Below are 26,046 nucleotides of genomic sequence, written 5' to 3'. Positions count from 1 at the left end.
CTGATCTTATCGAATTTCGCTAAGAAGCAGGATTTTTGCGCTTATGCAAGGCAGGAGGGCGATTCACCCCCCTGCCCGCACATTTCAGGCATAGCGTGTGCGCAGCATGGCCCAGATTGCGCGAAGGCCGCACGCGGCGGCGCCTTCCGGACGGCCATATTTCGGTGTGCGCCAGCCCCAGACGTCGAGATGGACCCAGCGACGCGCATCAACAAACTGTTTGAGGAAGATGGCGGCGGTAATGGAGCCTGCGAAGCGGCCGCCGGAATTCTGGATGTCTGCAACCGAGCTTTTCAGCATGGATTTATACGGGTCCCAGAGCGGCATGCGCCAGACCGGGTCACCGGAGACAGCGCCGCCGGCATTGATGGCGTCTGCGAGGTCGCCATCATCGGTGTAAAATGGCGCAAGCTCTGGCCCAAGGGCGACCCGGGCTGCGCCCGTCAGCGTGGCGAAATCGACGAGCAGGTCCGGATCGCTCTCACAGGCACGCGCCAGGGCGTCGCCCAGGATGAGGCGGCCTTCTGCGTCGGTATTGTCGATCTCTACGGTGAGGCCCTTGCGGGTCTGCAGGATATCGCTTGGGCGGAAAGCATCGCGGCCGATCGCATTTTCGACGGCCGGGACGTAGAGCTTGAGGCGGACTGGCAGGTTCGAGCTCATCACCAGCTTGGCAAGCGCGATGACATGGGCAGAGCCGCCCATATCCTTTTTCATCAGCTTCATGCCAGCGCCGGGTTTGAGATTGAGGCCGCCTGTGTCGAAGGCGACGCCCTTGCCGACGAGCGCAAGCTCTGGATGGTCTGGATTGCCCCAGGACAATTCCATGAAGCGCGGGGCTTCGGGTGCGGCGCGGCCAACCGCGTGCACCATGGGATAGTTTTCCTTCAGGAGGTCATCGCCGGTGATGACTGAGAGGTCTGCGCCGAACTGTTCGGCAAGAATACGGATCGCCGCTTCGATACCTGCAGGCCCCATATCCTGAGCCGGGGTGTTGATGAGATCCCTGAGAAGCGCGATCGCGTCAGCTTCGCGATCGAGCGCTTCGGCGTCGCCGCCATCGCCGATAACGAGGCGCGGCGGGTTGGCCTTATCTTTCAGGTAGCGGTCGAAGCGATAGGCGCCATCGGCCCAGCCTGCCGCGATGTTCGCCATTGGCATGTCGCCATCACGTTCGACCTTGTAGTCGCCTGCAGGCAGCTTGCCGGAGAGAGCCGCAACAGCCAGCGCATCTGATGTCTCGCCGAGGCCGAAAAGCACGTCAGCAATCTCACCGTCGGGGCTAGCGACAATGACCATATCGCCGTTGCTGCCCTTGAAGCCCTGTGCCTTGGCCTGCGCCTTGATGGCGTCAGAGAGACCGGCAGAGGCTTCACTCCATTCGCCAGACCGGAAGAGGTGCAGGCGGGCGGGGCTGTCGGCGCTGGCGGTGAACGCTTTGTGCATGGGTGATCGATACTCCGAAGGTCTAACTGGTTAAGGCAATCAACATCTCAGTTAACTGATCCTTGAGGCTTGGACGCGCAAGGTGGCAGCGTGAATCAGTTTGGCGGGAGATTGCCCGATGTCTGTCCAACGCGCAGCTCTTTATCCAGTTTCTCTTTGTGTCCTGCTGCTGGCATCTGCTTGCGCCTCGACCGGGGCGAGCGACAGCAAGGCAAGCGCCGAAGCGGCGCTGCAGGCGGCCTTCGAGCAGGAGCTGGCGCCCGCGACACCTGAAGAGATTGCAGAGGTCCAGCGCGCCGATGCGCTGACACGCGCGAACTTCTGGGCTGGCGAATTCCGCAAGGACCCGACAAACCTCGAAACCACGATCCAGTTTACCCGCGTGCTGCGCGAGATTGGCAGCCATGAGCGGGCCATCGACGTGCTGTCCGGTGCCATTCCGGCCCATCCGCAATCGGCCGAGCTGCAGCTGATCATGGGCCGCGCGCTGATGAGTGAAGGCCGTGTCGGTGAAGCGGCAGAATCCTTCTTTCAGGCGAGCGTGATCGCGCCGCAGGACGCCACGACACATGCCGCGCTTGGTCTCGCGCTCGACCGGCTGGAGCGTCACCGCGATGCGCAGACCTCCTATCTGCGTGCGCTGGAGCTTGATCCGGCGCGGGCCTCAACGCTGGCCAATTATGGCCTGTCGCTGGCGCTGACGGGTGATCTTGCAGGCGCTGAGGCGCAACTGCGCAAGGCCTATGACCTGCCGGATGCCGACGGGCGTGTGCGCCAGAACCTCGCGCTGATCCTCGGGCTGCAGGGCGAGTTCGACGCGATGCGCGCAGCTGACCCGCATGCACCAACGCGGACGATGGAAGCGAATGTGACAACGATCCGCGGCCTGCTTGCGCCGGCGCGCAATTATGAGGCGCTGGTGATGGACGGGGCCGATACCCCCGCCCCGCAGATCCAGCAGGCGCCAGAGCAGCGCGAGCCAGAGCGCCGCGGCGTGCCGCAACTTCGCGGATCCCTCAGCAGCCGCTAGGGGGGTGACGCCCCAAGATAGGCCGCAGCGGCCTATCCTTGTCTCTTCAGATTAAGCTTTGATGTGATCGCAGGTACGGGGCGCGGCCTTGTGCCGGCTATCTCACATCTGTGTTGATCTGGTTCTGGGCCTGCATCTCTGAGTATTTGATGTAGGCCGGGCCGAGCACGACGAGAAAGAGCACCGGCAGGAAGAACAGGATCATCGGCACAGTCAGCTTGGCTGGCAGGGCGGCGGCTTTCTTCTCGGCTTCGGACATCCGCATGTCGCGGTTTTCCTTGGCCATGGTCCGCAGCGCGTCGCCGAGCGGCGTACCGTAGCGTTCTGCCTGCATCAGCGCGAGACAGACAGATTTGACGCCCTCATGGCCAGTCCGCTTGGCGAGGTTTTCGTAGGCGGTGCGCCGTTCCTGCAGGTAGGCAAGTTCGGCAGTGGTCAGCTGGAATTCCTCGGCAAGGTCCGGCGAGGCTGCGCCGATCTCACCGCCGACCTTTGCGAAGGCGAGTTCAATTGACATGCCGGACTCGACGCAGATGAGGAGCATGTCGAGCGCGTCCGGAAAGGCCTGCATGATCGACTGCTGACGCTTCTGGGCAATGTTAGAGACATAGAGGTTCGGCGCGTAGAAACCCGCCGCCGCGCCAAAGACCACGGCGCCAATCTTCATCTGCGGGTTGAGGCCCATATCGTTGATGAGGAAGATGTAGACGAAGGCGAGCAGCGCCATCACCATCGGCAGGACGAAGCGGCAGAAGTAGAAGATGGCGAGCGGGCGCGGCCCGCGCAGACCGGCCTGGACGAGCTTTTGCTCGACATTCGGGTCTTCCAGCATCTTCTGAAGGTTCAGTTTGCCGGTGATCTCACTGATCTTGCCGGAATTGTCTTTCTTGAGGCCGCGGCGCTCCAGCGCATCACGGTTTGCGCGGCGCAGGCGTTCGCGCTGCGTGGTCACCTGTTTGAGGCGCGTTTCAAGCTTGTCGCCCTTCAGCAATGGCATGCCGACAGAGAGGATCGTCGCGAACATGGCGACGGCCGCCAATACCGATGCCAGCGTGGCCGGCTGGGTCAGGGAAGAGATGAAGTCGACCATGTGCCCTCCCCCCCTAGATGTCGAAGCTGATCATTTTGCGCATCACGGTCACGCCGGTGATCATCAGGCCTGCGCCCATGAACAGGATGGTGTGACCGGTCGGCTTGAGGAACAGCTCCATGATGTAGCTGGGCGTTGTCATGAAAACCATGAAGCCAACGGCGAAGGGAAGACAGGCGATGATGCCGGCAGACGCCTTGGCTTCTGACGACATGGCCTTGATCTTTTCGCGCATCATCTTGCGCTCACGGATCACCTTGGAAAGGTTGCCGAGTGCCTCAGAGAGGTTACCGCCAGACTTGGCCTGGATTGTCAGCACGATGACGAAGAAGTTCACTTCAGGCAGGGGAACACGCTTGTAGAGCTGCTGCAGCGCGCGCTCTGTCGTCATGCCCATCTGGATGTTGTCGGTGAGGGTCTTGAATTCTGTGCCGAGAGGTGCCGGGCTTTCCTTGGCGATGATGCGCAGACATTCGGTCAGCGGCAGGCCGGACTTCACACCGCGCACAATGATGTCGATCGCATCGGCAAACTGCGCCGTCATCTTCTTGTAGCGCCGCTTGGTCAGGAATCCGATGATCCAGCGCGGAATCCCAAGGAAGCCCGCAACCGCTGCTGCAATGATCATGGCCGGGCGCGACTTGATTTCGATACCTGCGATCGGCGGCGGGCCTTCCGCGCCGGAGATGAAGGTCACAATCGCCAGCGCAACGCCGAGCGCTGCAGACAGGGCCCAGAAGGTTTCGGGTTTGATTTCGAGGCCTGCCTGAAGAAGCTTGCCACGGATATCCTGCGGAACGAGCGACTTGCGGCGCGCTTCATCCTGCTCACGAAGCTTTGCCAGCATCTGCTGCGTCTGGCGACGACGCTGCGAGGCGGCATCCTGCTTCTGGTTTCCCTTATTGCCCGTCTTGCCTTCCGCCAGCTGGCGCGCGCGACGTGCGGGGTTGTCGTTGTCACCGCCGGTGAGCGCAAGCCCGATCCCGGCCAGCGCCACGAAAGCCAGGCCTGCAACGAGGAAGATGAGAAGATCGCCGCCGAGCATCAGGTGTCCAGCGCATCGATCGCCTTGGCGAGGTCGCGCTCCATGTTGAAGTAGGACGCACGATCCCAGAACCGTGGGCGGCCAATACCGGTGCCGCGGTGACGGCCCTTTACGCGGCCATCATCATCTTCACCCTCGACCTCGAACTTCATGATGTCCTGAAGGATGATCGTATCGCCTTCGAGGCCCATGACTTCGGTGATCTGCATGATGCGGCGAGACCCGTCGCGAAGGCGCGAGGCCTGCACGACGACATCAATCGAGCCGACGATCATTTCACGGATCGTTTTCGCAGGCAGCGAGAAGCCGCCCATGGTGATCATGGATTCCACCCGGCTGAGAGCTTCGCGCGGCGTGTTGGCGTGCAGCGTGCCCATGGAGCCGTCATGGCCGGTGTTCATGGCCTGAAGAAGGTCAAATGCTTCAGGCCCGCGAACCTCACCCACGATGATACGCTCAGGACGCATACGCAGACAGTTCTTCACGAGGTCCCGCATCGAGATCTCGCCAGAGCCTTCAATGTTGGGCGGGCGCGTTTCGAGGCGCACGACGTGCGGCTGTTGCAGCTGAAGTTCTGCGGAGTCTTCGCAGGTAATGACGCGCTCTGTCGGGTCGATGAAACCGGTCAGACAGTTGAGCAGCGTCGTTTTACCAGAACCGGTACCGCCCGAGATCAGCACGTTACACCGAGAGTGACCAATTATGCGGAGGATTTCGGCGCCTGCCTCGGAGATGGACCCGAATTTCACGAGGTCAGCGAGGCGCAGCTTGTCCTTCTTGAACTTACGAATGGTGAGCGTCGGGCCATCGATTGCCAGCGGCGGGGCAATGACGTTCACACGAGAGCCGTCCAGCAGGCGCGCGTCACAGATCGGCGAGCTTTCATCGACGCGACGGCCGACCTGGCTGACGATCCGCTGACAGATGTTCATCAGCTGGGCATTGTCGCGGAAGCGGATATTGGTCCGCTCAATCTTGCCGTTGACTTCGATGTAGGTCGTGTCGGCGCCGTTCACCATGATATCGGCGATGTCGTCGCGCGCCAGAAGCGGCTCCAGCGGACCATAGCCCAGCACATCGTTACAGATATCGTCGAGCAGATGTTCCTGCTCGGAGATCGACATCACGACATTCTTGATACTGATGATTTCAACGACGATGTCGCGAATCTCCTCGCGCGCACTTTCGGCGTCGAGCTGGGCAAGCTGGCCCAGGTCGATCGTGTCGATCAGCGCATTGAAGATCGTCGTCTTGGTCGCGTAATATTCTTCAGAGCGGGTGTCGACGCGGTGGACGCGCTCTCTTTCCATGTCTGGCGGAGGCTTTAGCGCGACTGGCTTCTGCGGCGGCTTGGGTGCGCCACCAGATGGCGGCGGTGCGGCGGCAGGCTTTTGCGCAGGCGGCGGCGTAGCCGCAGACGGCTTCGGTGCTGGCGCCGAAGAAGGAGCTGGCTTTAGAGCGTTTGCTGAGCGTTTGCCGAAGGACATGGAATTGTTCTAGCGCCGTTTACTTTCCGAGAAGTTTCTTGAGCAGGGACTTCTCCGGCTGAACGGTCTCGCGGCCCGAAAGCTTGCTTGCGAGCTCATCGATGGCGACAGCAGGTTTTGACTGCGGGTCTGCCTCAGAGATCATCTGGCCCTTATTCGACGCGGTGCCGAAAAGCTGCGGATCGAATGGCAGGACGATTTCCGGCTCTGCCTCGATGGCGGCGGCGAAATCCTTCACCGGGATCTCAGGGCGCTTTGGTACGCCCATCATGTTGATGACGAGGCGGGGCGCGCGGTCATTCGGGCGCTGGCTTCTGAGCTTGTCGAGCATGTTCTTGCCGTTGCGCAGCGAGGCAAGGTCCGGCTGGCAGACAAGGATCACTTCGTCAGAGCTGATCAGCGTATTGTAGATCCACTGCGACCAGCCATGTGGCAGGTCGAGGACGACATAGGGCATCAGGCGGCGCACGCCCTCAATCACCGTCGAATAGGCAGAGGCGTCGATGTCCATCAGCTGGCTGACAGTGGCAGGCGCCGTGAACAGCGAGAGCCGGTCGGTCGCCTTTGCCAGAAGGCGCGAGATGACGGCATCGTCGGCGCGGTCTGGTGCCAGTAGCGCGTCGGCGACGGTCTGCGGCGTCTCATGGTTGAAGTCGAGTGACGTGGTGCCGAAGGAGAGGTCAAGATCCACGAGCGAGGTGTTCACCCGGGCGTTCTCTGCCAGCGACCAAGCCAGGTTGTGCGCGATCGTCGACGAACCAACGCCGCCCTTCGCACCGACAACCGAGATGGATTTGCCAACGAATGGCGCTTCAGGGTCGGTGAAGATGTTGCCGATGGAGCGAACCATCTGGACCGGTTCAATCGGTGGGACGAGATATTCGCTGACGCCGCGGGCCACGAGTTGGCGATAGAGCGCAATGTCATTGGTCGCGCCAACCACCATGACCTCAACACCTTCATCGCAATGACCGGCAAGCTGGTCGATCTGCGCGATCATCTCGCTGGACGGGGCCGAGGACTCGACGATGATGAGGTTCGGGGTCGGGTTGCTGGACAGGTGTTCGATCGCGGCAGGAATGCCGCCCGGAATAATGCTTACCGAGGCATTGGCCATGCGCCGGTCGCTCTTCACGCGGTCGATGATCGAGGAGACGCGCTTGGTTTCGCAGAAAGCCAGAACCGAAATGGCAGGAATTGCGCGGTCGCCGCCCTCAAACGCCTGCATCTGAGGAATATTCACTTGCGGTGCCAGGTCGCCCTCGTCGCGGGTGCCGGTCAGCTGATCAACAAGATCATTCGGCTCCTCGGCGCCGTCGCCAAAGTCGAAGTCGTCATCGAAAAGTGCGTTTTCTCTGCTCATTGTCGTTCAAGACCTTCGATCGTCACTCAAAATCAGTTCACTGCTGTCGAAACAGCGCTTGTCTCAGCTTCGCCGCGTTCTGCACCTGTTGGCTGGCCCTCACGGAAGAGCTCCAGCTGGGCCTGACGACGCAGGGCGTCGCCTTCATCCAGCGGGCGGTTGCCGAAGAGGTCCGACGGGTCAGCGATCATCGCCGCCTGGTTGACGCGGACCGAGCACCCAAGAGCTGGCATATCGTTATTGCTGCGGATGTCGGAGAAACGGACCTGCGACTTCTCAGGGCAGTATGGCGCGATGGCGACATAGGACTGATAGGTCAGGATAAGCGGGGCATCGCGGCGTCCGCCTGCATCATAGGCGCGGGCACGGACATCGTCGAAAGCAACGCCTTCAGCCCAGGCGATGTCGCGCGCCTCTGAGACAGCAGCGACAGCATAAGGGTCAGCGCCGTAGGTGGACGGCACAGCAACGATGAGAAGGCCATGGCCGCTGCGGCGATAATTAGAGATGAAGGCGCGGGCGCGATCTTCCTGTCCGGCGCGCAGCCAGGCGCTGCGGCTGTCGATAGCAAGTTCGAGACGCTGGCTGGTTTCGCCAACGCCGATCTGGTTGCGGTCCAGCGTCGTGCCAGTCTGGTAGTCTGCGGGCACAAGATTATTGGGGCTGGTTGTGCAGGCGCCGATCATGGTCGCCGCGGCGAGTGCGCCGATCAGGCCAGAGGTCTTGAGATGATGCATCCTGAGCTCTCCTATTCCTCTATGAAGCCAACAGGCGCGTTGTAGTTTTCGCGGCTGAGGCCCTCGCCATCGCGGGCATAGACAGCGTTCAGCGCGCCGAAGAAGACCGACTGGGCATCGGTGGCATTCACATAGCCGTCCGCAGGCGTGCGCAGATTGCCCTTATTGGTCGGGTCGATCAGATACGGCGTGATGATCACGACCAGTTCGGTTTCCTCATTGAGGAAGTCGCGCGACTGGAACAGCGCGCCGAGGACCGGCAGACGCTTGAGGCCCGGAAGCTGGTCGAGCGACTGGCGTGAGCGGCTCTGGATCAGACCGGCAAGCATCATCGAGCCACCGCTTGGCAGCTCAACCGTGCTTTCGGCGCGGCGAACGGTCAGGGCTGGAATGGTCAGCGCTTCGGTGGTGACAACATTGCCATCGCCATCGACGCCAGCAACCGACTGGCCCTGGAAGGCACCCTGATTGGTGAGTTCGGAAACCTCGGTCGAGACCTTGAGCGAGATGCGGCCTTCGGAAAGGACGACCGGGGTGAAGGCGAGGCCAACACCGTATGGCTTGAACTCGATCGTGACACGGCCATTGTCATCCTGGCCAACCGGGACCGGGAACTCACCACCTGCGAGGAATTTTGCGCTCTCACCGGAGATGGCAGAGATGTTCGGTTCAGCCAGCGTGCGCACGATGCCGATACGCTCCAGCGCATCAATCCCTGCACCGATGGTCGTTTCGCGGCCATTCGCGTCGAAGGTGGAATAGCGCGGGTTGAAGGTCAGACCACCGAGCGAGGCGCCCTGCACGGCAAGACCCGTCGCAGATGCGATGTCGAAGTTGAGGACATCTTCGAGGCTGCCAATGGAGCTGCCGGCGATATCGATACCGAGCTGTTTGACGACCGAGCGCTGCATCTCGACGATGCGCACCTCGAGCATCACCTGATCTTTTGCGGCGACGCTCAACATGTTGACGGGCTCAAACTCTTCATCGCCGGAATAGGCCTTGATGAGGCGCATGATCTGGTCGGACTGAAGGATGCTGTCGACATTGCCGCTGACGACCATGTTGCCGCCAATGCTCTCGATCGCGACGCGCGCACCGGGCACATAACGCTCGACCAGACGCTCCAGCGCGGCGGTGTCGGCGTTCACGACGATTTCGAGGTTCAGGATCGGACGGCCGTGACGATCGAACAGGAAGGCGTTGGTTTCGCCGACTTCGATGCCGCGGAAGATCAGACGCTGGGCGGTCTGCACGACGGCGTCAGCGATGGACGGGTTGGTGATGACCACATCAGCGACCGGGCGTTCAAGCTCGATCACGGTGGATTTGTTGAGGCCAAGGCGGATCGTCTGCGAAACGCTGGTCTCGCCCGGCTCCATAATGGAGACGCCGGAAATATCCTGTGCCCCGGCCGGGACCGGAGCAGTGAGGAGCGCCAGCGAACACACCGCTCCAAGGCTGCGCAAGATCGCGCTCATCAGCTTCCCCCGCTCACATTACCGTTCTTGAAGACTCGCACACCGCTGCCCCCTGCCCCGCTGTCGCCGTCGAGAAGGCTCGTATTGGCGACCGGAACACCCTGGTTTTCGTCGGCATCGGCAACACTGCGCAGGGACAGCGCGATGGAACCGAGGCGGCTGGAATGTGCGAGCAGCTCGGCCTGACGTGGCTCAAGCTCAAGCGTTGCGGTCGAGCCGGTCAGCGTCGGAACGCCGTCCATCTCACCGAACATCTGGTCGATGGCGAGAACGCGGGCATTGCGGATAACCGTCTTGGTGAGCGTGGTGTCGCTCATGCCGCGGTCACTCATGACTTCCACGTCGTAGGTCAGGATCACATCGACGCGGTCATCCGGAAGGATGAAGCCGGCGGATGCGGACTCTGGTGAAATCTCAACGGCGATGGCGCGCATGCCAGGCGCCAGAAGCGCGGCCATGAAGCCGGTCTCGCCTTTCTTGACGATTTTCTGGTCGACGATTGGCTCGCCTTCCAGAAGCGGGGTCTTCACGACACTGCCGGAAAGCTCTTCGATCGCGTCAGGCGACGCGTCCTGAATGAAGTAGGCTGGGTTGAGGGCGCGCTCTGGCCAATCGGCCCAGCGGAAATCATCGGGCGTGAGCAGTGCGCCGGTGCGCATGCTGCTGCGGGCGACGAGCACCTTGGTGGAAGAGACTTCCACTTCGCGCTCAATGACCTGCGGCTCCATCTGGACTTGCTGGACGGGCGCGCTGGACATGCCACGCACGAGGAAAGCCGCGCCGATCGCCGCGATTGCGGCAACGACAAGGATGATCAGACGAATGGGAGACATCGGATACCTTTCCGGCTCGAAACAGCCCCGCAATATGGAGCCCCACAACCGTCAATTTTGCATCCACAGACTAAGGCATAGTTAACTTGCCAAAATCGCTATGCGCCCAATAGCGAAAGCAGAGGCGAATAGGGAATGGCGTAGAAGGCACCGCCCGCGATTGCGACGCCATACGGCACGCCTGCGCCCTGCTCCATCGTTCCGCGCGCAAAGCCGGGGGCAGCGTGTGCAGGCACAAGTTTTCGCGCAATGATGACTGTCGCGGCAAGCAGACCGCCGACGACGGCCATTGCGGTCACGAATGGCATGGCCGCTTCCGGCCCGAGCCAGAGCATGACGCCCGGGATCATCTTTGCATCACCGCCGCCAAAGATGCCGAAGGTGAAGAGAAGCACTGAAATGACGAAGGCTGCCACGCCCGCAAGCAGGTGAGCACCCGCAACGTCCCAGCCCGGCGCAGAGATGATCATCGCCGGGACAAACAGGAAGGCTATGATCGCGTTGAGGCCGTTCGAGATGGTCAGCGTCTCGATATCGCGGATCGCCGCGTAGACGCAGAGCAAAAGGAATAGAACGGCAAAAAGCGCGGCAATCATGGGCGTTCGCTCCCGCTGGGATCTGGTGTTGCCAATTGGTGTAGCGGGAAAAGTTTGACACCCCGCTAATGAAAAGAGCCGCCCGGGCGCCCGGGCGGCTCTTCAATCATGCGTCCAGCCTGGCCGGACGTCCCTTCACGGGCCTGCCTTAGAGGGCGTTGGCAACCGTGTTGAAGGTGTCAGAGGTGCTGGTGCCGAGAGCGGAAACAGCGCTGATGATCGCGACGGCGATCAGGGCAGCAATGAGACCATACTCGATAGCGGTTGCACCCGACTCATTCTTGAAAAAACGTACAAGCTTTTGCATTTGGAGGCTCCATCATCATGCATTTATGACGTTCCGAATTGCATTTGTTTTTGCCGGAACAGGGATGCTTCTACAGGGTGCAAATAAATATCACGTAAATCGGTCGATGAAATTTCTGAACACTTTGAACGGCCGCGTTAACCAAGACTGAGACGGCTATCATTCGGGTGCCGCCCATTCCTGTTAGGCTTCGCGAAACCTTCTACACGCTAAATATTATCAAAGACCGTATGCCCTATAGGAGCGTCTGAAATGAAACTGATTTCCAGGCTCGCCGCCGCTTGTCTCATGGCCGGCACAATGACCATGACCGCCGCCGCACAGCAGATGACCGTTGAAACCGGGACGACAAAGCCGCTGCGCCTGTCGCGCGCCGCTGCGAATGTGGTGATTGGCAATCAGAACATTGCGGACGTGGCAGTCGCCGACCCGCATATGATCTTTCTGACGGGCAAGAGCTTTGGCACCACGAACCTCGTCGTTCTGGACGCCAACAACAACATCATCATCGAGACCGATGTCGTGGTAACGACGAACGCAGCCAATCTGGTCACCATCAATCGTGGCGGCAGCTCCTATACATATGATTGCGCAGGCGAATGCCGCGATGCCCCGGTTCTGGGCGACAATGAAGACCACTTCTCTCGGTCACTGGACCAGGCAGAGCAGCTGAAGCGTCTGACGGACAATTAAGGCCGCGCGCATTTCTCAACGGGATAAACGAAAGCCAGCCTCGGTTCGGGGCTGGCTTTTTTGATTTACCTTAATGGCAAGAGCTTAGCGGCTTGGACGGCTATTGCTCGTCGCGGCCAGGGTTGGCTGGCTCTGAGCCGCTGCGACCGCCGCCGCTTCGTCGATGCTTGCGGAATAAACCGGCGCGGCAATTTCAGACAGATTGCCGATCGGGCGGCCGTCAACACGCCATTCAAAAGCGGTGCCGTCGCGCACGGTGACGGTCCAGTCTGCACCGACACGTGGGTAATAGATCTCACCGCGTGCCATCGTCCGGCTACGGAAAATTGTGCCGTCTGGTCCGCGCACCTCAATCCATTCAGGACGCGTCGCGATAATCGAAAGCTCCGGCGCATCGATCTGACCGGCGGCCAGCGGCGAGCGGGCAAACAGGCTTTCCTGAGCGGTATTTACGGCAACGACGCGTTCAGCGACGGAAGGCGCAGAACGGCCTGTCACGCTGTCACCGGGCGCCATCAGGAAGGCGATGCCGACACCCGCAGCCACGACACAGGCCATGACGGCCGCCGGGATCGCGACACGGCTGCCGCGGCGCGGCTGAACTTCGACAACAGACGAACGCGGGACAGCGGTCGCCAGCTTTGGATTGTCGTCCATCGGGAAATCCGCAAGGACGTTCTCTGGCGGAATACCGAGATATTTGGCGTAGCTTTTCGCGGCGATGCGCGTGCGGCTCATATCGTAGCCGGGCGGCTGGGTCGTGCGCTCCAGGCAATCAATTGCGCGCTGGTTCATGTGCAGGGCGCTGGAGACAGCCGCGATGCTCAGTTCCTGGCGCTCACGCGCGGCGCGAAGGATGCCGCCAGCGGTAAAATTGTCGATCAGACTGTCGCGGCCAGATGGCGCGACGGCCGCGTCCTCGATGACGGGCGTATCATCATGGTTATCAGAAGTATGGGAAACAGGACTTTCATCGCCAGACTGAACTGGTTGATCCGAAATTTGTTCGGCTTCGGAAGACGCAACTTGTGCTTTACGCTCGTCGTCGTTCATGACGCGATTATCCAATCGGTGACTGGCAGATGAATTGTGGGAACTGCATACCCCATGCCATGCAGCACTTATGGTATACGCCGCCTATCCATGATCTTTCAAGGCAATTTTCTGTATGTCCGCAATGGATAATACTTCGTTACGAAGATCAGCGTTTGAATCATAAATTGCGGCGCGAAATTCGGGACCGAAGGTTGAAAGGTCCACGCTGCGCAGCATCCGCTTCACGGGGCCGACGCCCGATGCGGGCATGGAAAGCGTGTGGTATCCCAGCCCGATCAGGCAGAGCGCCTCCAGCGGGTGTGAGGCAATTTCTCCGCATACAGACACTGGGAGTTGATGACGCTCACATTCCTGGCGGACCATATCGAGAAACCGGAGCGCAGGCCTGCTGATGAAATCGTACCGTTCTGAAACAGACGGCACCATCCGGTCTGCGGCAAAGAAGAACTGCAGGAGATCATTCGTACCGACCGATATGAAGTCAGCCTCTGAAGCAAGCTCACCGAGCGAAAAAGCCAGCGCAGGCGCTTCCAACATGGCGCCAGTGCGCACCTCGCACGGCGCCTGAAAACCACGCGCCACGCTCCACTCAATCTCCTCCATGAGCAGCGCCTTGGCCTCGAAGAACTCTTCGGCCTTGGTGACCATGGGGAACATGACGCTGAGCGGGCCGCCATCGGCTGCCCTGACAAGCGCGCGCAGCTGGCGCCGGAAGAGGCCGGGACGGTCCAGCGCGAAACGGATGGACCGCCAGCCGAGGGCGGGGTTCTCCTCCTCGCCCTTGTTCGCATTCGGCAACATCTTATCGCCGCCAAGGTCGAGCGTGCGGAAATGGACCGGGCGGTTGCCAGCATAATCGAGGATCTGCCGGTAAAGGCCGATCTGGGATTCCATCTTTGGCAGCGTGTCGGAGACGAGGAACTGAAATTCGGTACGGAAGAGACCGATACCTTCAGCGCCCGTCTTCTCCATCGCATCCATGTCGAGGGCGAGGCCGGCATTCAGCATCAGCTTGATATCGACGCCGTCGCGCGTGCGGGATGGCTGGTCCTTCAGGGCCTGAAACGCGGCCTGGCGCTCTGTGCGCATGAGACGGCGGGTTTCGTAGGCGGTCAGCAGGTCCTGGTCTGGCCGCACATGGAGCGTGCCCTGCTCCGCATCGACAATGACCTGATCGCCCTGCGCGACCGCATTGCTGATCCCGGCAACGCCGCCAAGGGTCGGTATGCCGAGGGCGCGGGCGACAATCGCAGCATGGCTGGAGGGGGCAACCTCCTCAAGGATGATCGCTGCGAGGCCGGAATTGCGGTATTCGAGCAGCTCAGCCGGGCCGAGGCGGCGCGCGATCAGGACTTCGCTTGCTGCACCCGCTTCTGCCCCGTCCGCGCCGACGGCCGAGCCATCACTGCCCGCAAGGACACGCAGGAGCCGATTGTCGAGGTCTTCAAGGTCATGCAGGCGTTCGCGCAGATACGGGTCGGCGGCGTTTTCGAGCTTTATCCTGTGCTCACGCCGCGAGCGATCGACGGCGGCTTCTGCGGAAAGACCAGAGCGGACGGTCTCTTCGAGACGGGCGGCCCACATCGGGTCGCTGGCCAGCATCTTGTAGGCTTCAAGAACTTCACGCGGCTCGCCAAAGATCGCGCTCACATCATTGGTGAGCATCCGATCGAGGGAGGCTTGCAGCTGGCGCAGGGCCGTGCTGAGGCGGCGCGCTTCGGCGTCAGGGTCATCCGTGAAGTATCGCGCAGGCGAGACGATGGGGTCATGTAGCCGTGCCGCGCCGAGGCCGAGGCCCTCACCCAGGATACGGCCCCTGAGCGTGATGGGCCGACTTTCGCGCGGGTCAGCCGAAGATGGCTGCGTCGGCACATCGGAGGCGACGACCTCAGCCAGCACCATGGCAATGGTCTGCAGGCTGTCGACTTCGTCTTCGTCGTAAAGCCGCTCTGTCCGGTTCTGTACGGTGAGCACACCAATGACCCGTCCGCCGCGCAGGATCGGCACCCCGAGGAAGGCGTGATAGGGGTCCTCGCCCGTTTCCGGCCTGTAGGAGAAGGCGGGGTGGCGCGGCGCATCCTGAATGGAGAGCGGCTCTCCCGACAGGGCGATCTGACCGACAAGCCCCTCATCGAAGGCCATACGGGTCTGGTGGACAGCGGTCGCGGCCAAACCTTCGGTTGCAACGAGCTCAAGCTCATCCGTGTCGGTGCGCTTATAGATTGAGCACACATCGGCGACCATCGTGCCCGCAATGAGGGTCACCACCTTCTGAAGGCGGGTGTCAGCCTCCATGTCGCCCGCCATGACGTCGCGCAGGCGATTAATCAGAAGTCGAGGGACCGAAAAACTTTGAGGCATGACAAGCCGCTCTTGGCTTGCTCAGCTACGTAGCGTCAAGTCCAAAGGCAGTGTGAAGTGCACGTACTGCGAGTTCGGTGTAGGCCGCATCGATCAGAACCGAAATCTTGATTTCGGAGGTGGAGATCACGTCGATATTGATCCCCTTCCTGTAGAGGGCATCGAACATTGTGCCAGCAACACCGGTATGGCTTTTCATGCCGACGCCGATCACGGAAACCTTGGCGACATCGCGCGACACGCTGAGCGATTCAAAACCAATATCTGCCTTGGAATTGAGCAGCAGTTTCTCGGCGTTTTCGCTGTCGGCGCTGGTGCAGGTGAAAACCATGTTGGCGCGTTCAGGGCCACGCGCATTTGCCTGCACGATCATGTCCACATTCACGCCTGCATCTGCCAGCATGGAGAAGATACGGGCCGAGACGCCCGGCTTGTCCTCTACGCCGTAGAGAGTGACCTTGGCTTCATCGCGCGAATAGGTGACGCCGTTGACGATCTGTTTTTCCACGATTTCATCCTCACTGCAGACATAGGTGCCTGGATTGTCTTCCCCGGGCTGCGCGAAGCTCGACAGCACACGCACGCGCACCTGGTGGTTCATGGCGAGCTCGACCGAGCGGGTCTGGAGGACCTTTGCGCCAAGCGATGCCATTTCGAGCATCTCTTCATAGGAAATCTTGTCGAGCCGGCGCGCCTGCGGAACGATGCGCGGGTCGGTCGTGTAGACCCCGTCCACATCGGTATAGATATCGCAGCTTTCTGCGCCGAGCGCAGCAGCGACGGCCACAGCGCTGGTGTCAGAGCCGCCCCGGCCCAGCGTCGAGACACGGCCCTCATCGGTCACACCCTGGAAACCGGCGATGACAGCGATCTCACCGCCATCGACAGCGTCCAGAAGGCCTGAATTCTCAAAGCCCATGATCCGCGCCTTGCCGTGGGCGGAGCTGGTTTTCATGGCGAGCTGCCAGCCGAGCCAGCTGCGTGCCTTGAGGCCGCGCTTGCGAAGGGCGAGCGCCAGAAGGCCGCTGGTGACCTGCTCCCCAGACGAAACGACGACGTCATATTCGTCATCAAAAGACGGACCGCTGAGATTGTCGCCAGCCGCGCCGCGCGCAAACCCGACGAGCTTGTTTGTCTCACCAGCCATGGCAGAGACGATCACTGCGAGCTTCTCGCCCTGGCTTGCCCGCCAGGACACAAGATCGGCGACATGCGCGATCCGATCGAGATCGCCCACCGACGTACCGCCAAATTTCAGAACCGTGCGCTGCATTGCCTCGCCGCCTGGCCCTCCCAAATAGAGATAAGACCGATCATATGATCGGGGTCATCAGGATATCCCCGGATGTCCCGGGCGCAGCTTTAGTCGTGTCAGGATGCGAGCGCAAACAGGATTGCTAAAGAGATGGATGAATTCTCAGAAAATACCGTAGCGGAACCCCGCCAGCCGAGCATCGATCCCGATGAGGTCGCCAAATTCTCTGCCATGGCAGCAGAGTGGTGGGACCCGAAGGGCAAGTTCAAACCGCTGCATAAGTTCAATCCGGTGCGCCTTGGTTTCATCCGCGATACGGCCTGCGCCCATTTCGCACTGGATGGGACGGCGCGAAAGCCGCTTGAGGGGCTGCGGGTGCTTGATATTGGCTGCGGCGGGGGTCTCGTCAGCGAGCCGATGGCACGGCTTGGCGCGAGTGTGACCGGCGTCGATGCGAGCGAAGCAAATATCAAGACAGCGCTGACCCATGCGCGCGAGGGCGGTCTCGACATCGATTATCGCGCGGGCACGGCGGAAGGCTTGCTGGAGGCAGGCGTCGAACCCTTCGACATCGTGCTGAACCTCGAAGTCGTCGAGCATGTCGCTGACCCTGCGCAGTTCATGAAGGACACAGCCGCGCTGCTACGTCCTGGCGGGCTGATGATTGCAGCGACGCTGAACCGGACGCCGAAAGCGTTTGCACTGGCCATCGTCGGCGCTGAATATGTGCTGCGCTGGCTGCCGCCCGGCACGCATGAATTTTCGAAGTTCCTGACGCCTGCGGAGGTCGCTGCACCGCTGCAGATGGCAGGGCTTGAAACGGACCGCCCGCAAGGTGTGTCCTACAATCCGGTTTCAGACAGTTGGCGGCTTTCGGATGACACGAAGGTCAACTACATGCTCGTCGCGCGGCGGCCTGTATCGCCTGGAGGCGGTTAATGATCACACCTGAAGATGTCCTGTCCTACTGGATTGGCGATACGGCCACATCGACCGGACGCCTGCAGGAAATGAACAAGCTCTGGTTCACCAAGAGCTTCGAGACGGATGAGGAAATTGCCCGGCGGTTTACCGATGTGATCGGCGCGCTTTCGGCTGGCCTTGCCGCCGACTGGGCAAATCGCGGCGCGCGCGGGCGGCTGGCGGCCATCATCGCATTGGACCAGTTCAGCCGGAACATCTTTCGCGGTCACCGCTACAGCTTCATGCATGATCCATTGAGCCGCCACCTGATGCAGGTCGGCCTCGACCTTGGCCAGGACAGGACGCTGTCGGAAACCGAACGCGTCTTTTTCTATCTGCCTGCCGAGCATTCAGAGAAAATGGCGGACCAGAACCGCTCTGTCGCGCTGTTTGAAAAGCTGAGCGAAGACGCCCGCCCGGACTATAAAGAGTTCTGCAAGACGACGCTCGATTATGCCTATAAGCATCGCGAAGTGATCGAGCGGTTCGGGCGTTTTCCGCACAGGAATGAGCTGCTTCAACGTACCTCTACCCCTGCCGAAGAGAAGTATCTCGCCCAGCCGGGCGCAGGCTTCTAGGCACCCAGGCAGGCACCCCTCCCCTTAAGTCAGACTTGCAGCTATGCACGAGCGGTGGTTGCAATTGAAACCTGGCGGGCCAGATAGCCGTGCTGGACGATGGACGAGTGGCCCGATGCAGAGTGAAACAGTAGAAACAATCGCACCGGCCGTCCGCCCTGCCCTTCCGATGCCACTGTGGGAATTCGTTGGCATGATTGCCGCGATGATGGCGCTGAACGCGCTGGCCATCGACACGATGCTGCCCGCGCTGCACGACATTGCGCAGTCCTACGGCCTGCAGGAAGCCAATGACCAGCAGCTGGTGATCTTTGCCTATGTGCTCGGCTTTGGGGCGCCGCAGCTGGTCTTCGGACCGATCTCTGACAGTGTCGGGCGTAAGAAGATCGTCCTTGGCTGCATCGCTTTTTACACGATTACAGGTTTCGCCTGCATGGCGGCGACCAGCTTCTCCATGCTGCTCGTCATCCGCTTCCTACAGGGCATCGCAGCCTCCGGCATTCGCGTGATCGCCGTCTCCGTCGTGCGCGACCTTATGGGCGGGCGGGCGATGGCAAGGCTCATGTCACTGGTGATGACCGTGTTCATGGTGGTGCCGATCCTGGCCCCATCGCTGGGCCAGGGCGTCATGCTGTTTGCCCCGTGGCAGTGGACCTTTGGCATCCTTGGCATTGCCGGGCTGCTGATGATGGGTTGGATCACGCTGCGCCTGCCCGAAACGCTTCCGGCAGAAAACCGCCCTCCCCTCAATATCGGCGGCTCATTCAAGGCGTATAAGCAGGTTCTGACGACGCGTGTGACGCTCGGCTATATGTGCGCCAGCGGCGTCATTTTCGGTGCGCTGTTCTCATATGTCGCCTCATCCGAACAGGTTTTCCGCGACGTGTTCAACAAGTCGGAAACGTTCGTACTCTGGTTCGCTGGCATCGCTGGCGCGCTCTCGATTGCAAACTTCATGAATTCACGCATTGTCGAGCGGATCGGCATGCGCCGGGTGAGCCATACGGTCCTGCTTGGCTTCATCGTGCTGGCGGGCGTCAACACGCTGGCCATGATCCAGTTCGGCGAGCGGCTCATCATCTTCTACCCGCTCTTCGCGCTGACCTTTGCCTGCTTTGGTCTCATCGGCGCGAACTTCTCGGCGCTCGCGATGGAGCCGCTGGGCAAGATCGCCGGAACGGGCAGCGCCGCCTATGGCTTCATGACGACCACGGTGGCGAGCTTTTTCGGCTGGCTGGTGGCGAGCCGCTTCAATGGCTCTGTTGTGCCTATCCTTGAAGGCTATGTCGGGCTGGGTCTTGGCTGTCTTCTGATCGTGCTGTTCACTGAAAAGGGCCGCCTGTTCGGCAGCCGCGACGATCCAGAATACGAAGACTGATTTTTTGAAGCCCTGCAGAATCGGGACGAGTTTGCGAAAATCCGTCCCATCAGAGTCCGCCACGCACGCCATGGTTGCAGGATTTTCGCTAAAGGAAAGAATCTCGGCGAAATTTTGAACTGACGCCGCGTTCACCTATTGTGTGTGTATGCATGAGAAAGTTCGCATTAGCTTCATAGCTGGCGCGACGATCCTGGCGGGACTTAGCACGACGAGATGTAACTCCGCGCCAGAGACGACCGATGTCGTACAGGGCGGGTCTGTCGAAACCATCCAGGAAGATGGAGATCTGATCGTTTTGACGCTGGAAGGCCCGACGACGTTCAGTGCGTCGCGCGCCGGCGCAATCGGCTATGAAGCAGACCTTATGAAAGCCTTCGCCGAAGACCTCGGTGTGACCCCTCGATTCATCCAGATGGATAGTATCGATGACATCTTGGACGCCATGGAAGACGGCCGGGCGCATATCGCTGCTGCAAACCTGACGATAACCGAAGCACGACAATCGCGGCTCTCCTTCGGACCCGCATACCGAAATGTTGAGGAAAGCGTCGTCTGTCATCAGAGCGGCCCTGCGCCGCAAACAGTGCAGGCGCTATCCGAGGTTAGTCTGTCGGTGGTGAGGGGCTCGACCTATGCCGAGACGCTGAAAGGGCTCAGTGAGGAGTATCCTGCGCTATCCTACGAGACCGAAATTGCCGGTTCTGCATTGCCGATGCTGCGCGATGTCGCTGAACAGAGGCTGGATTGCACCGTGGCCGACTCTCATCTCGCAGAGTATGCGCGGCGGTTATATCCTGACCTTGTGATCCCGATGACGCTGACCGAGGCAAGACCACTTGGCTGGGTCTACAACTCCGAAATCGCTGGCATGGATCAGGCGCTGGCGGGCTGGTTCATGGAAGCTCACGCCAGTGGATATCTTGAACAGCTGGACGAGCATTGGTTCGGGCATCTCGATGAGTTCGATTATGTTGAAGTGCTGCGTTTCGTCGAGCGCGTCGAAGATCGCCTGCCGCTGTATCGTACCTATTTCGAAGCGGCTGCAGAAGAGAAGCCCTTTGACTGGCTACTTCTGGCAGCGCAGGCCTATCAGGAATCGCATTGGGATCCGAATGCCGTCAGTCCGACGGGCGTACGTGGTATCATGATGCTGACGAGACCGACGGCCAAGGAAGTTGGTATTCAGGACAGGACAGACCCTGCGCAAAGCGTCGATGGCGGCGCTCGCTATCTCGCGCGACTCTACAACAGGCTACCTGATGCCATTCAGGGTGAGGACCGCCTCTGGTTTGCGCTTGCCGCGTACAATGTCGGCATGGGCCATGTTTATGATGCCCGTACACTGGCGCGCAGGCAGGGTCTCAACCCAAATGACTGGCAGAATATTGAGCGGATGCTGCCGCTTCTGACGCGCCCGAAATACTATAATTCGGTCAATCATGGATACGCGCGCGGCTACGAGCCGGTGCGCTACGTCGAGCGGATCCGCGACTATTACAATATGCTGCGGGCGAACGTGCCGGTCTAAGGCTTACGCGCAACCTATTGGTTGCGAATGCCCGCCCAGTTTGCTACCGATTGCGCAACCACGGAGTTGCGCATGCAAGATAGCATCACCAAGACGACCACGCTGAAGTCCTCGATCGACAAGGTCTGGGACGCCATCATCGACCACGAAAAATTCGGCGAATGGTTCAAGGTGAAGCTGTATGAGCCGTTCGAGGAAGGCGAGGTGACGACAGGCCACATCACCTATCCGGGCTATGAGCATTTCAAGTGGGAAAGCCTTACTCGGTCGATCCAGCCGAAGACCTACTTCGCCTTCATCTGGTATCACGACAATATCGAGGTCGAGCCGGGTACGCCGCGCCTCCAGACGCTCGTTGAATTCAAGCTGAAGCCAGAGGGCACGGGCACGCAGCTCACCATCATCGAGTCCGGATTTGCGAGCTTCCCACCAGAGGCTGGCAGGCAAGCGTTTGAGAGCAATGAAGGCGGCTGGCAAGAACAGCTGCGCAATATCGAGGTCTTTGTCGGTGGCTAGTGCCGCGCGCGACAAGGCCGCCATATTTGCTGCGCTGGGCGACCCAACCCGGCTCGCGCTTGTCGAGACGCTGAGCGATGGTCATGGCCGCTCCATATCAGAGCTTGCATCGGGCGTGGGGATGAGCCGACAGGCTGTGACCAAGCATTTGAAGGTGCTGGAAACAGCCGGTCTCGTTGCCAATGACAGGATCGGACGCGAAAGCCGCTTCGCACTCGATCCAAGCAAGCTGAATGATCTTGCGGACTATCTACAATCAGTTTCCCGCCACTGGGACGAGGCGATCAGCCGTCTGAAGACTTTTCTGGGCGAGGATTGAGAGCCCGGCTGAAAATTACTTCTTCGATGTATCGTCAATCAGGTCGGCATTGATGCCCATGCTGCCCATACGCTCTTTCCAGCGCTGGCGGGCGAGCTTCTGCATGTCTTCGACGACATCCTGCTCATCTATGATTTCGAGACCGAGCAGCGTCTCGACGATATCTTCAAGCGTGACGAGGCCGAGGACGGTACCAAACTCATCCACGACAACGGCAATATGGCTTTTGTCTTCCATGAGGAGGCCGAACGTGGCCGATGCCGTCTTGCTGTCTGGGATGGTCAGGATATCGCGCTTGAAGGTGCCTAGAGCGGCATCAAACTCGTCACGGGCCTGCGCCACGAGAAGATCATTCTTCAGGACATAGCCCGTCATGTCATCGGTATCGCCAGCCGAGACGAGGATGCGCGAGAACGGCTTTTCAGAATGCTTCTGGAAGAACTCATCGACATTCATGGTCGCGGGGACCGAGAAGATGACCGGGCGCGGGGTCATGATGTCCCGCACCGACAGGCGGTTGAGCTTCATCACATTGGACAGGATGCGGTGCTCTCGCGCATTGATTGCTCCTTCTTCAGCGCCAATGCGGGCCATGGCCTGCAACTCGTCGCGGCTGAAGGTTGGTTGGCCATGGGCGCCAGCAGAGACAAGCTTGGTTAGCTGCTCGAAAATGATGACGAATGGCGTCAGCAAAATGGTGAGCCACCAGATGAGCGTGCCCATCAAGGGGGCGAGCTTCTGCCAGTAGGCCGCGCCGATGGATTTCGGAATGATCTCAGAGAAGACGAGGATCAGCAGCGTCAGCACGCCCGACGTCACGCCGAGATAGGCGTTGCCGAACACCACGGCCGATTGAGCACCAACGCCCGCCGCGCCCACGGTATGGGCAATCGTGTTAGCCGTCAGGATTGCCGCAAGCGGGCGGTCGATCCGGTTGCGCAGCTTTGCGAGCACCTTGCCCCCCGGCTTCTTCTGCTGCTCCAGCGTCGCGATATAGGAAGGTCTGACTGAGAGAAGCACCGCCTCGGCGACCGAACAGAAGAACGAAACACCGATCGCAATGGCGAGATAAACAAGAAGTAGGGTCATGATGCTTTCAGGCGGTAGGGCCTGCAAAGTCTCCTCTGGCAGACTGGATTTGGGATAGCTTTAGGCGCCTAACGCGTAACATGCAGCGCCTGTTGCGCCTAAACCTTTTCCAGCCAGGCATCCTCTACCGTGTCGACGACATCACTCATGATCGAGGTGATCTTGAAGTCCTTTGGCGTGTAGACGCGGCGCACACCCATCTGCTTCAGCGCGCGCTCATCCTCTGGCGGGATGATGCCGCCAACGATGAGGGGCACATTCTCAAGGCCCGCCTTGCGCAGCTCTGAAATCGTGTCGCGGACGAGGTCGAGATGGCTGCCCGACAGGATGGAGAGGCCGACGACGTGAGCGTTGGCTTCCTTAGCCTGCGCGGCGATATCGGCCGGCGTGAAGCGGATGCCTTCATAGACGACATCCATGCCGCAGGCGCGCGCCCGGCTGGCAATCTGTTCGGCGCCATTGGAGTGGCCATCAAGGCCGGGCTTGCCGAGCACATAAGTGAGCTTGCGGCCGAGCGCTTCGGACACTTTCTCAACACGCGCGCGGGTCTGTTCGATATCCTCGTCACCGCGCGTCTCAATGGTGAGCGCGACACCAGTTGGCCCGCGATATTCGCCGAAGACGTCGCGCAGAGCGCCGCCCCATTCGCCCGTCGTGACGCCTGCCTTGGCGGCGGCGATGGACGGCTCCATGATGTTTTCACCGGACCGAGCGGCTTCCTGAAGGGCAGAGAGCGCAGCTTGAGCAGCCGCCTCATCACGGGATTTGCGCCAGTCCTTCAAGGCTTTTACCTGACCTGCCTCAACCATCGGATCGACGGTCTCGATCATTTTCTCGCCAGCGCTGAGCGGGCTGTCGGCCGTTTCCTGATAGCGGTTCACACCAACGACGGTCTGCGCACCGCTTTCGATGGCGAGGATGCGCTCAACATGCGCGCCGACGAGGCTTTCCTTCATATAGGGCACAGAATCGACTGCGCCGCCCATCTCATCGAGGCGGGCAAGTTCGGCGCGCGCGCCTTCTTTCAGCTCATTGGTCTTCGCATCGACGACGTGGCTGCCGTCGAACAGGTCCTCGAATTCCAGAAGGTCTGTCTCGTAGGCGAGGATCTGCTGGAGGCGCAGCGACCATTGCTGGTCCCACTCACGCGGAAGGCCCATGGCCTCATTCCAGGCAGGCAGCTGGAGCGCGCGGCAGCGGGCGCGCTTGGACAGGGTCACCGCGAGCGCCTCGAGCAGGATGCGGTAGACATTGTTCTCCGGCTGCTGCTCTGTCAGGCCGAGCGAATTGACCTGTACGCCATAGCGGAAGCGGAGCGCCTTCTCGTCATCGACGCCGTAACGCTCACGGCCAATCTCTTCCCAAAGGTCCGTGAAAGCACGCATCTTGCAGAGCTCTGTCACGAAGCGCACGCCTGCGTTCACGAAGAAGGAGATGCGACCAAAGACGGTCGGGAAATCCTCGTCAGGCACCTGGCCGCCAGCCTTTACCTTGTCGAGCACGGCGCAGGCGGTCGCGAGGGCGTAGGCAAGCTCCTGCTCTGGCGTCGCGCCGGCTTCCTGCAGGTGGTAGGAGCAGACGTTCAGCGGATTCCACTTTGGCACTTCGGTGTAGCACCAGCTGACCATGTCAGCGATGAGGCGCATGGATGGCTCTGGCGGGAACACATAGGTGCCGCGCGAGAGGTATTCCTTGATGATATCGTTCTGGGTGGTGCCGCGCAGTTTCTTGCGATCATCGCCGCGCTCATCGGCAAGCGCCACATAGAGGGCGAGCAACCAGGCAGCCGGCGCATTGATCGTCATGGAGGTGTTCATTTCCTCCAGCGGCAGGCCCTCGAAAAGGGTGCGCATATCGCCAAGATGGCTGACCGGCACGCCGACTTTGCCGACTTCGCCCCGCGAGAGAACGTGGTCGCTGTCATAGGCGGTCTGTGTCGGCAGATCGAAGGCGATGGAGAGGCCTGTCTGGCCGCGCGCAAGGTTGGAGCGGTAGAGCGCGTTGGACTTCGCTGCGGTGGAATGGCCCGCATAGGTACGGAAAATCCACGGCCTGTCGGCATCGTGCTGGTAATCGCGTTCACTCATTTATACGCTCCTCCTTATATTGCGGCGCAACATGTACCGAACGTAGCGTCAGGGCAAGTTCTACCAGTTGGGGGATTGCATCACGCCGCTCGCAAAACAATCTTGCGCTGAGAAGGCGCCCGGCGGGCGCGTCTGCTCACACGGGCAGGCAAGCCGCCGCGCGCAAGAGCCGAGGCGCACTGGCGCGGTGCGGCGCAGTCTGGAGCAGAACACATGACCGGCCTTATCCGACTGAGCCTTGCCCTGCGGCTTGCGGCCCTGCTTGCCCTGCCGCTCGCCATCCTGACAGCTGTGGCGATGGAGCGCAGCGCCATCATGGTCGTGTTGATCGCTGCGGTGATGACGGCGGTGCGCCCCGTCGTGCTGCGCGCCGTCAAAAAGAATCCGCCGCCATGGCCCGGGCTTCAGAAACTTGCTCCGAAGTTCGTTGGCATGGTCGTTCTGGGCGGCATCCTGTTCGTTGCGTTTGCCGGGATTGCGGCGCTGTTTACAGAAGTCGATCTAGAGAGCCGGCTGACGGCGACCGATGCGGCCATCCTGGGCTTCTGGGGCGCATTTGCGGCAATCTGCCTCGCCATTCCGGTGAAGCTCCTCGACGGCGTGATCGACACGTCGGGCGCAGGCCTGCGGGTCGGCCCGTTTTCGATCAGTCCGGACGGGACATCGCCCGGTGATGAAGGCGGTGAGATTATCGAAGGCGAAGTGATCGGGCGCGACCCGCGCAAGCCTGACGGGCGCGATTAAACCGGAGACAGCGCGTTCGAGAACGTGGTATTTCCCGGTCCTTCGCCGCAGACGGGGATGG

At 60.6% G+C, this 26,046-nt stretch carries 24 protein-coding genes; 9 read left to right on the top strand and 15 right to left on the bottom strand.

Features of this window, described 5'->3' with window-relative positions; genetic code table 11:
- Positions 1 to 84: 84 nt before the first annotated feature.
- On the bottom strand, positions 85 to 1,446 hold the full coding sequence (locus D1222_RS13350; protein WP_119454763.1) for a leucyl aminopeptidase family protein: 1,362 nt from the start codon (positions 1,444 to 1,446) through the stop codon (positions 85 to 87).
- A gap of 118 nt (positions 1,447 to 1,564) precedes the next feature.
- Here D1222_RS13350 and D1222_RS13345 point away from each other — a divergent pair, with 118 nt between their 5' ends.
- Entirely contained in the window at positions 1,565 to 2,476 is a 912-nt protein-coding gene (locus tag D1222_RS13345) for a tetratricopeptide repeat protein (RefSeq protein ID WP_119454762.1), read from the top strand.
- Positions 2,477 to 2,573: 97 nt separating this feature from the next.
- Here the strand turns inward: D1222_RS13345 and D1222_RS13340 are convergent, their stop codons facing one another.
- The 9 genes from D1222_RS13340 to D1222_RS13300 form a co-directional block, all read right to left on the bottom strand.
- Positions 2,574 to 3,566 (bottom strand): type II secretion system F family protein, encoded by a 993-nt coding sequence (locus tag D1222_RS13340; RefSeq protein ID WP_119454761.1) that lies wholly within the window; start codon positions 3,564 to 3,566, stop codon positions 2,574 to 2,576.
- A gap of 13 nt (positions 3,567 to 3,579) precedes the next feature.
- Positions 3,580 to 4,611 (bottom strand): type II secretion system F family protein, encoded by a 1,032-nt coding sequence (locus tag D1222_RS13335; RefSeq protein WP_119454760.1) that lies wholly within the window; start codon positions 4,609 to 4,611, stop codon positions 3,580 to 3,582.
- The gene (locus D1222_RS13330) at positions 4,611 to 6,098 is read right to left on the bottom strand and encodes a CpaF family protein (RefSeq protein ID WP_119454759.1); all 1,488 of its coding nucleotides are present in this window, start codon (positions 6,096 to 6,098) and stop codon (positions 4,611 to 4,613) included. Before D1222_RS13330 ends, D1222_RS13335 begins: the two co-directional genes overlap by 1 nt.
- A 19-nt stretch (positions 6,099 to 6,117) precedes the next feature.
- Entirely contained in the window at positions 6,118 to 7,461 is a 1,344-nt protein-coding gene (locus tag D1222_RS13325) for an AAA family ATPase (RefSeq protein WP_119454758.1), read from the bottom strand.
- Between the two features lie 32 nt (positions 7,462 to 7,493).
- The gene (locus tag D1222_RS13320) at positions 7,494 to 8,198 is read right to left on the bottom strand and encodes a CpaD family pilus assembly protein (RefSeq protein ID WP_119454757.1); all 705 of its coding nucleotides are present in this window, start codon (positions 8,196 to 8,198) and stop codon (positions 7,494 to 7,496) included.
- 11 nt (positions 8,199 to 8,209) lie between these two features.
- Positions 8,210 to 9,679 carry a type II and III secretion system protein family protein gene (locus D1222_RS13315; protein WP_119454756.1) on the bottom strand — a complete coding sequence of 490 codons (1,470 nt, stop codon included), beginning with the start codon at positions 9,677 to 9,679 and terminating at the stop codon, positions 8,210 to 8,212.
- The gene (cpaB, locus tag D1222_RS13310; protein WP_119454755.1) at positions 9,679 to 10,512 is read right to left on the bottom strand and encodes a Flp pilus assembly protein CpaB; all 834 of its coding nucleotides are present in this window, start codon (positions 10,510 to 10,512) and stop codon (positions 9,679 to 9,681) included. The genes D1222_RS13315 and cpaB overlap by 1 nt, the downstream gene beginning before the upstream one ends.
- Positions 10,513 to 10,610: 98 nt before the next feature.
- On the bottom strand, positions 10,611 to 11,108 hold the full coding sequence (locus tag D1222_RS13305; RefSeq protein WP_119454754.1) for an A24 family peptidase: 498 nt from the start codon (positions 11,106 to 11,108) through the stop codon (positions 10,611 to 10,613).
- 148 nt (positions 11,109 to 11,256) lie between these two features.
- On the bottom strand, positions 11,257 to 11,415 hold the full coding sequence (locus D1222_RS13300; RefSeq protein ID WP_119378845.1) for a Flp family type IVb pilin: 159 nt from the start codon (positions 11,413 to 11,415) through the stop codon (positions 11,257 to 11,259).
- Between the two features lie 252 nt (positions 11,416 to 11,667).
- Between D1222_RS13300 and D1222_RS13295 the strand changes: the two genes are divergently transcribed.
- Positions 11,668 to 12,108 (top strand): pilus assembly protein N-terminal domain-containing protein, encoded by a 441-nt coding sequence (locus D1222_RS13295; protein WP_119454753.1) that lies wholly within the window; start codon positions 11,668 to 11,670, stop codon positions 12,106 to 12,108.
- An 84-nt stretch (positions 12,109 to 12,192) separates the two neighbouring features.
- On the opposite strand, the gene D1222_RS13290 is transcribed toward D1222_RS13295, so the two are convergent.
- The 3 genes from D1222_RS13290 to D1222_RS13280 form a co-directional block, all read right to left on the bottom strand.
- The gene (locus D1222_RS13290) at positions 12,193 to 13,161 is read right to left on the bottom strand and encodes a helix-turn-helix domain-containing protein (protein ID WP_147371878.1); all 969 of its coding nucleotides are present in this window, start codon (positions 13,159 to 13,161) and stop codon (positions 12,193 to 12,195) included.
- Positions 13,162 to 13,245: 84 nt separating this feature from the next.
- Entirely contained in the window at positions 13,246 to 15,525 is a 2,280-nt protein-coding gene (gene ptsP / locus D1222_RS13285) for a phosphoenolpyruvate--protein phosphotransferase (protein ID WP_119454751.1), read from the bottom strand.
- 25 nt (positions 15,526 to 15,550) lie between these two features.
- On the bottom strand, positions 15,551 to 16,798 hold the full coding sequence (locus D1222_RS13280) for an aspartate kinase (RefSeq protein WP_119454750.1): 1,248 nt from the start codon (positions 16,796 to 16,798) through the stop codon (positions 15,551 to 15,553).
- A 132-nt stretch (positions 16,799 to 16,930) separates the two neighbouring features.
- On the opposite strand from D1222_RS13280, the gene ubiG reads away from it, so the two are divergent.
- From ubiG to D1222_RS13250, 6 genes are all read left to right on the top strand, one after another.
- Complete coding sequence (gene ubiG, locus D1222_RS13275; protein WP_119454749.1) at positions 16,931 to 17,719, top strand: bifunctional 2-polyprenyl-6-hydroxyphenol methylase/3-demethylubiquinol 3-O-methyltransferase UbiG; 789 nt, start codon at positions 16,931 to 16,933, stop codon at positions 17,717 to 17,719.
- Positions 17,719 to 18,321 carry a DUF924 family protein gene (locus D1222_RS13270; RefSeq protein WP_119454748.1) on the top strand — a complete coding sequence of 201 codons (603 nt, stop codon included), beginning with the start codon at positions 17,719 to 17,721 and terminating at the stop codon, positions 18,319 to 18,321. Before ubiG ends, D1222_RS13270 begins: the two co-directional genes overlap by 1 nt.
- 115 nt (positions 18,322 to 18,436) lie before the next feature.
- A complete protein-coding gene (locus D1222_RS13265; RefSeq protein ID WP_119454747.1) occupies positions 18,437 to 19,699 on the top strand; it encodes a multidrug effflux MFS transporter in 1,263 nt (420 codons plus the stop codon).
- Positions 19,700 to 19,847: 148 nt separating this feature from the next.
- Positions 19,848 to 21,230 (top strand): membrane-bound lytic murein transglycosylase MltF, encoded by a 1,383-nt coding sequence (gene mltF / locus D1222_RS13260; protein ID WP_119454746.1) that lies wholly within the window; start codon positions 19,848 to 19,850, stop codon positions 21,228 to 21,230.
- A gap of 72 nt (positions 21,231 to 21,302) precedes the next feature.
- Positions 21,303 to 21,746, top strand: a complete 444-nt coding sequence (locus D1222_RS13255) for an SRPBCC family protein (protein WP_119454745.1) — start codon at positions 21,303 to 21,305, stop codon at positions 21,744 to 21,746.
- Positions 21,739 to 22,065 carry an ArsR/SmtB family transcription factor gene (locus D1222_RS13250; protein WP_233348763.1) on the top strand — a complete coding sequence of 109 codons (327 nt, stop codon included), beginning with the start codon at positions 21,739 to 21,741 and terminating at the stop codon, positions 22,063 to 22,065. The genes D1222_RS13255 and D1222_RS13250 overlap by 8 nt, the downstream gene beginning before the upstream one ends.
- A gap of 15 nt (positions 22,066 to 22,080) precedes the next feature.
- On the opposite strand, the gene D1222_RS13245 is transcribed toward D1222_RS13250, so the two are convergent.
- The gene (locus D1222_RS13245; protein WP_119455176.1) at positions 22,081 to 23,154 is read right to left on the bottom strand and encodes a hemolysin family protein; all 1,074 of its coding nucleotides are present in this window, start codon (positions 23,152 to 23,154) and stop codon (positions 22,081 to 22,083) included.
- A 98-nt stretch (positions 23,155 to 23,252) separates the two neighbouring features.
- On the bottom strand, positions 23,253 to 25,241 hold the full coding sequence (locus D1222_RS13240; RefSeq protein ID WP_119454743.1) for a protein meaA: 1,989 nt from the start codon (positions 25,239 to 25,241) through the stop codon (positions 23,253 to 23,255).
- Between the two features lie 213 nt (positions 25,242 to 25,454).
- On the opposite strand from D1222_RS13240, the gene D1222_RS13235 reads away from it, so the two are divergent.
- Positions 25,455 to 25,985: a hypothetical protein gene (locus D1222_RS13235; RefSeq protein ID WP_119454742.1), complete on the top strand. Its 531-nt coding sequence runs from the start codon at positions 25,455 to 25,457 to the stop codon at positions 25,983 to 25,985.
- Positions 25,986 to 26,046: the final 61 nt, after the last annotated feature.

The sequence above is a fragment of the Henriciella algicola genome, from assembly GCF_003576245.1.
In the GTDB taxonomy this organism is placed as follows: Bacteria; Pseudomonadota; Alphaproteobacteria; order Caulobacterales; family Hyphomonadaceae; genus Henriciella; species Henriciella algicola.
Note: the sequence above shows the minus strand (reverse complement) of the source record. Positions and strands in the feature narration are given on the sequence as shown.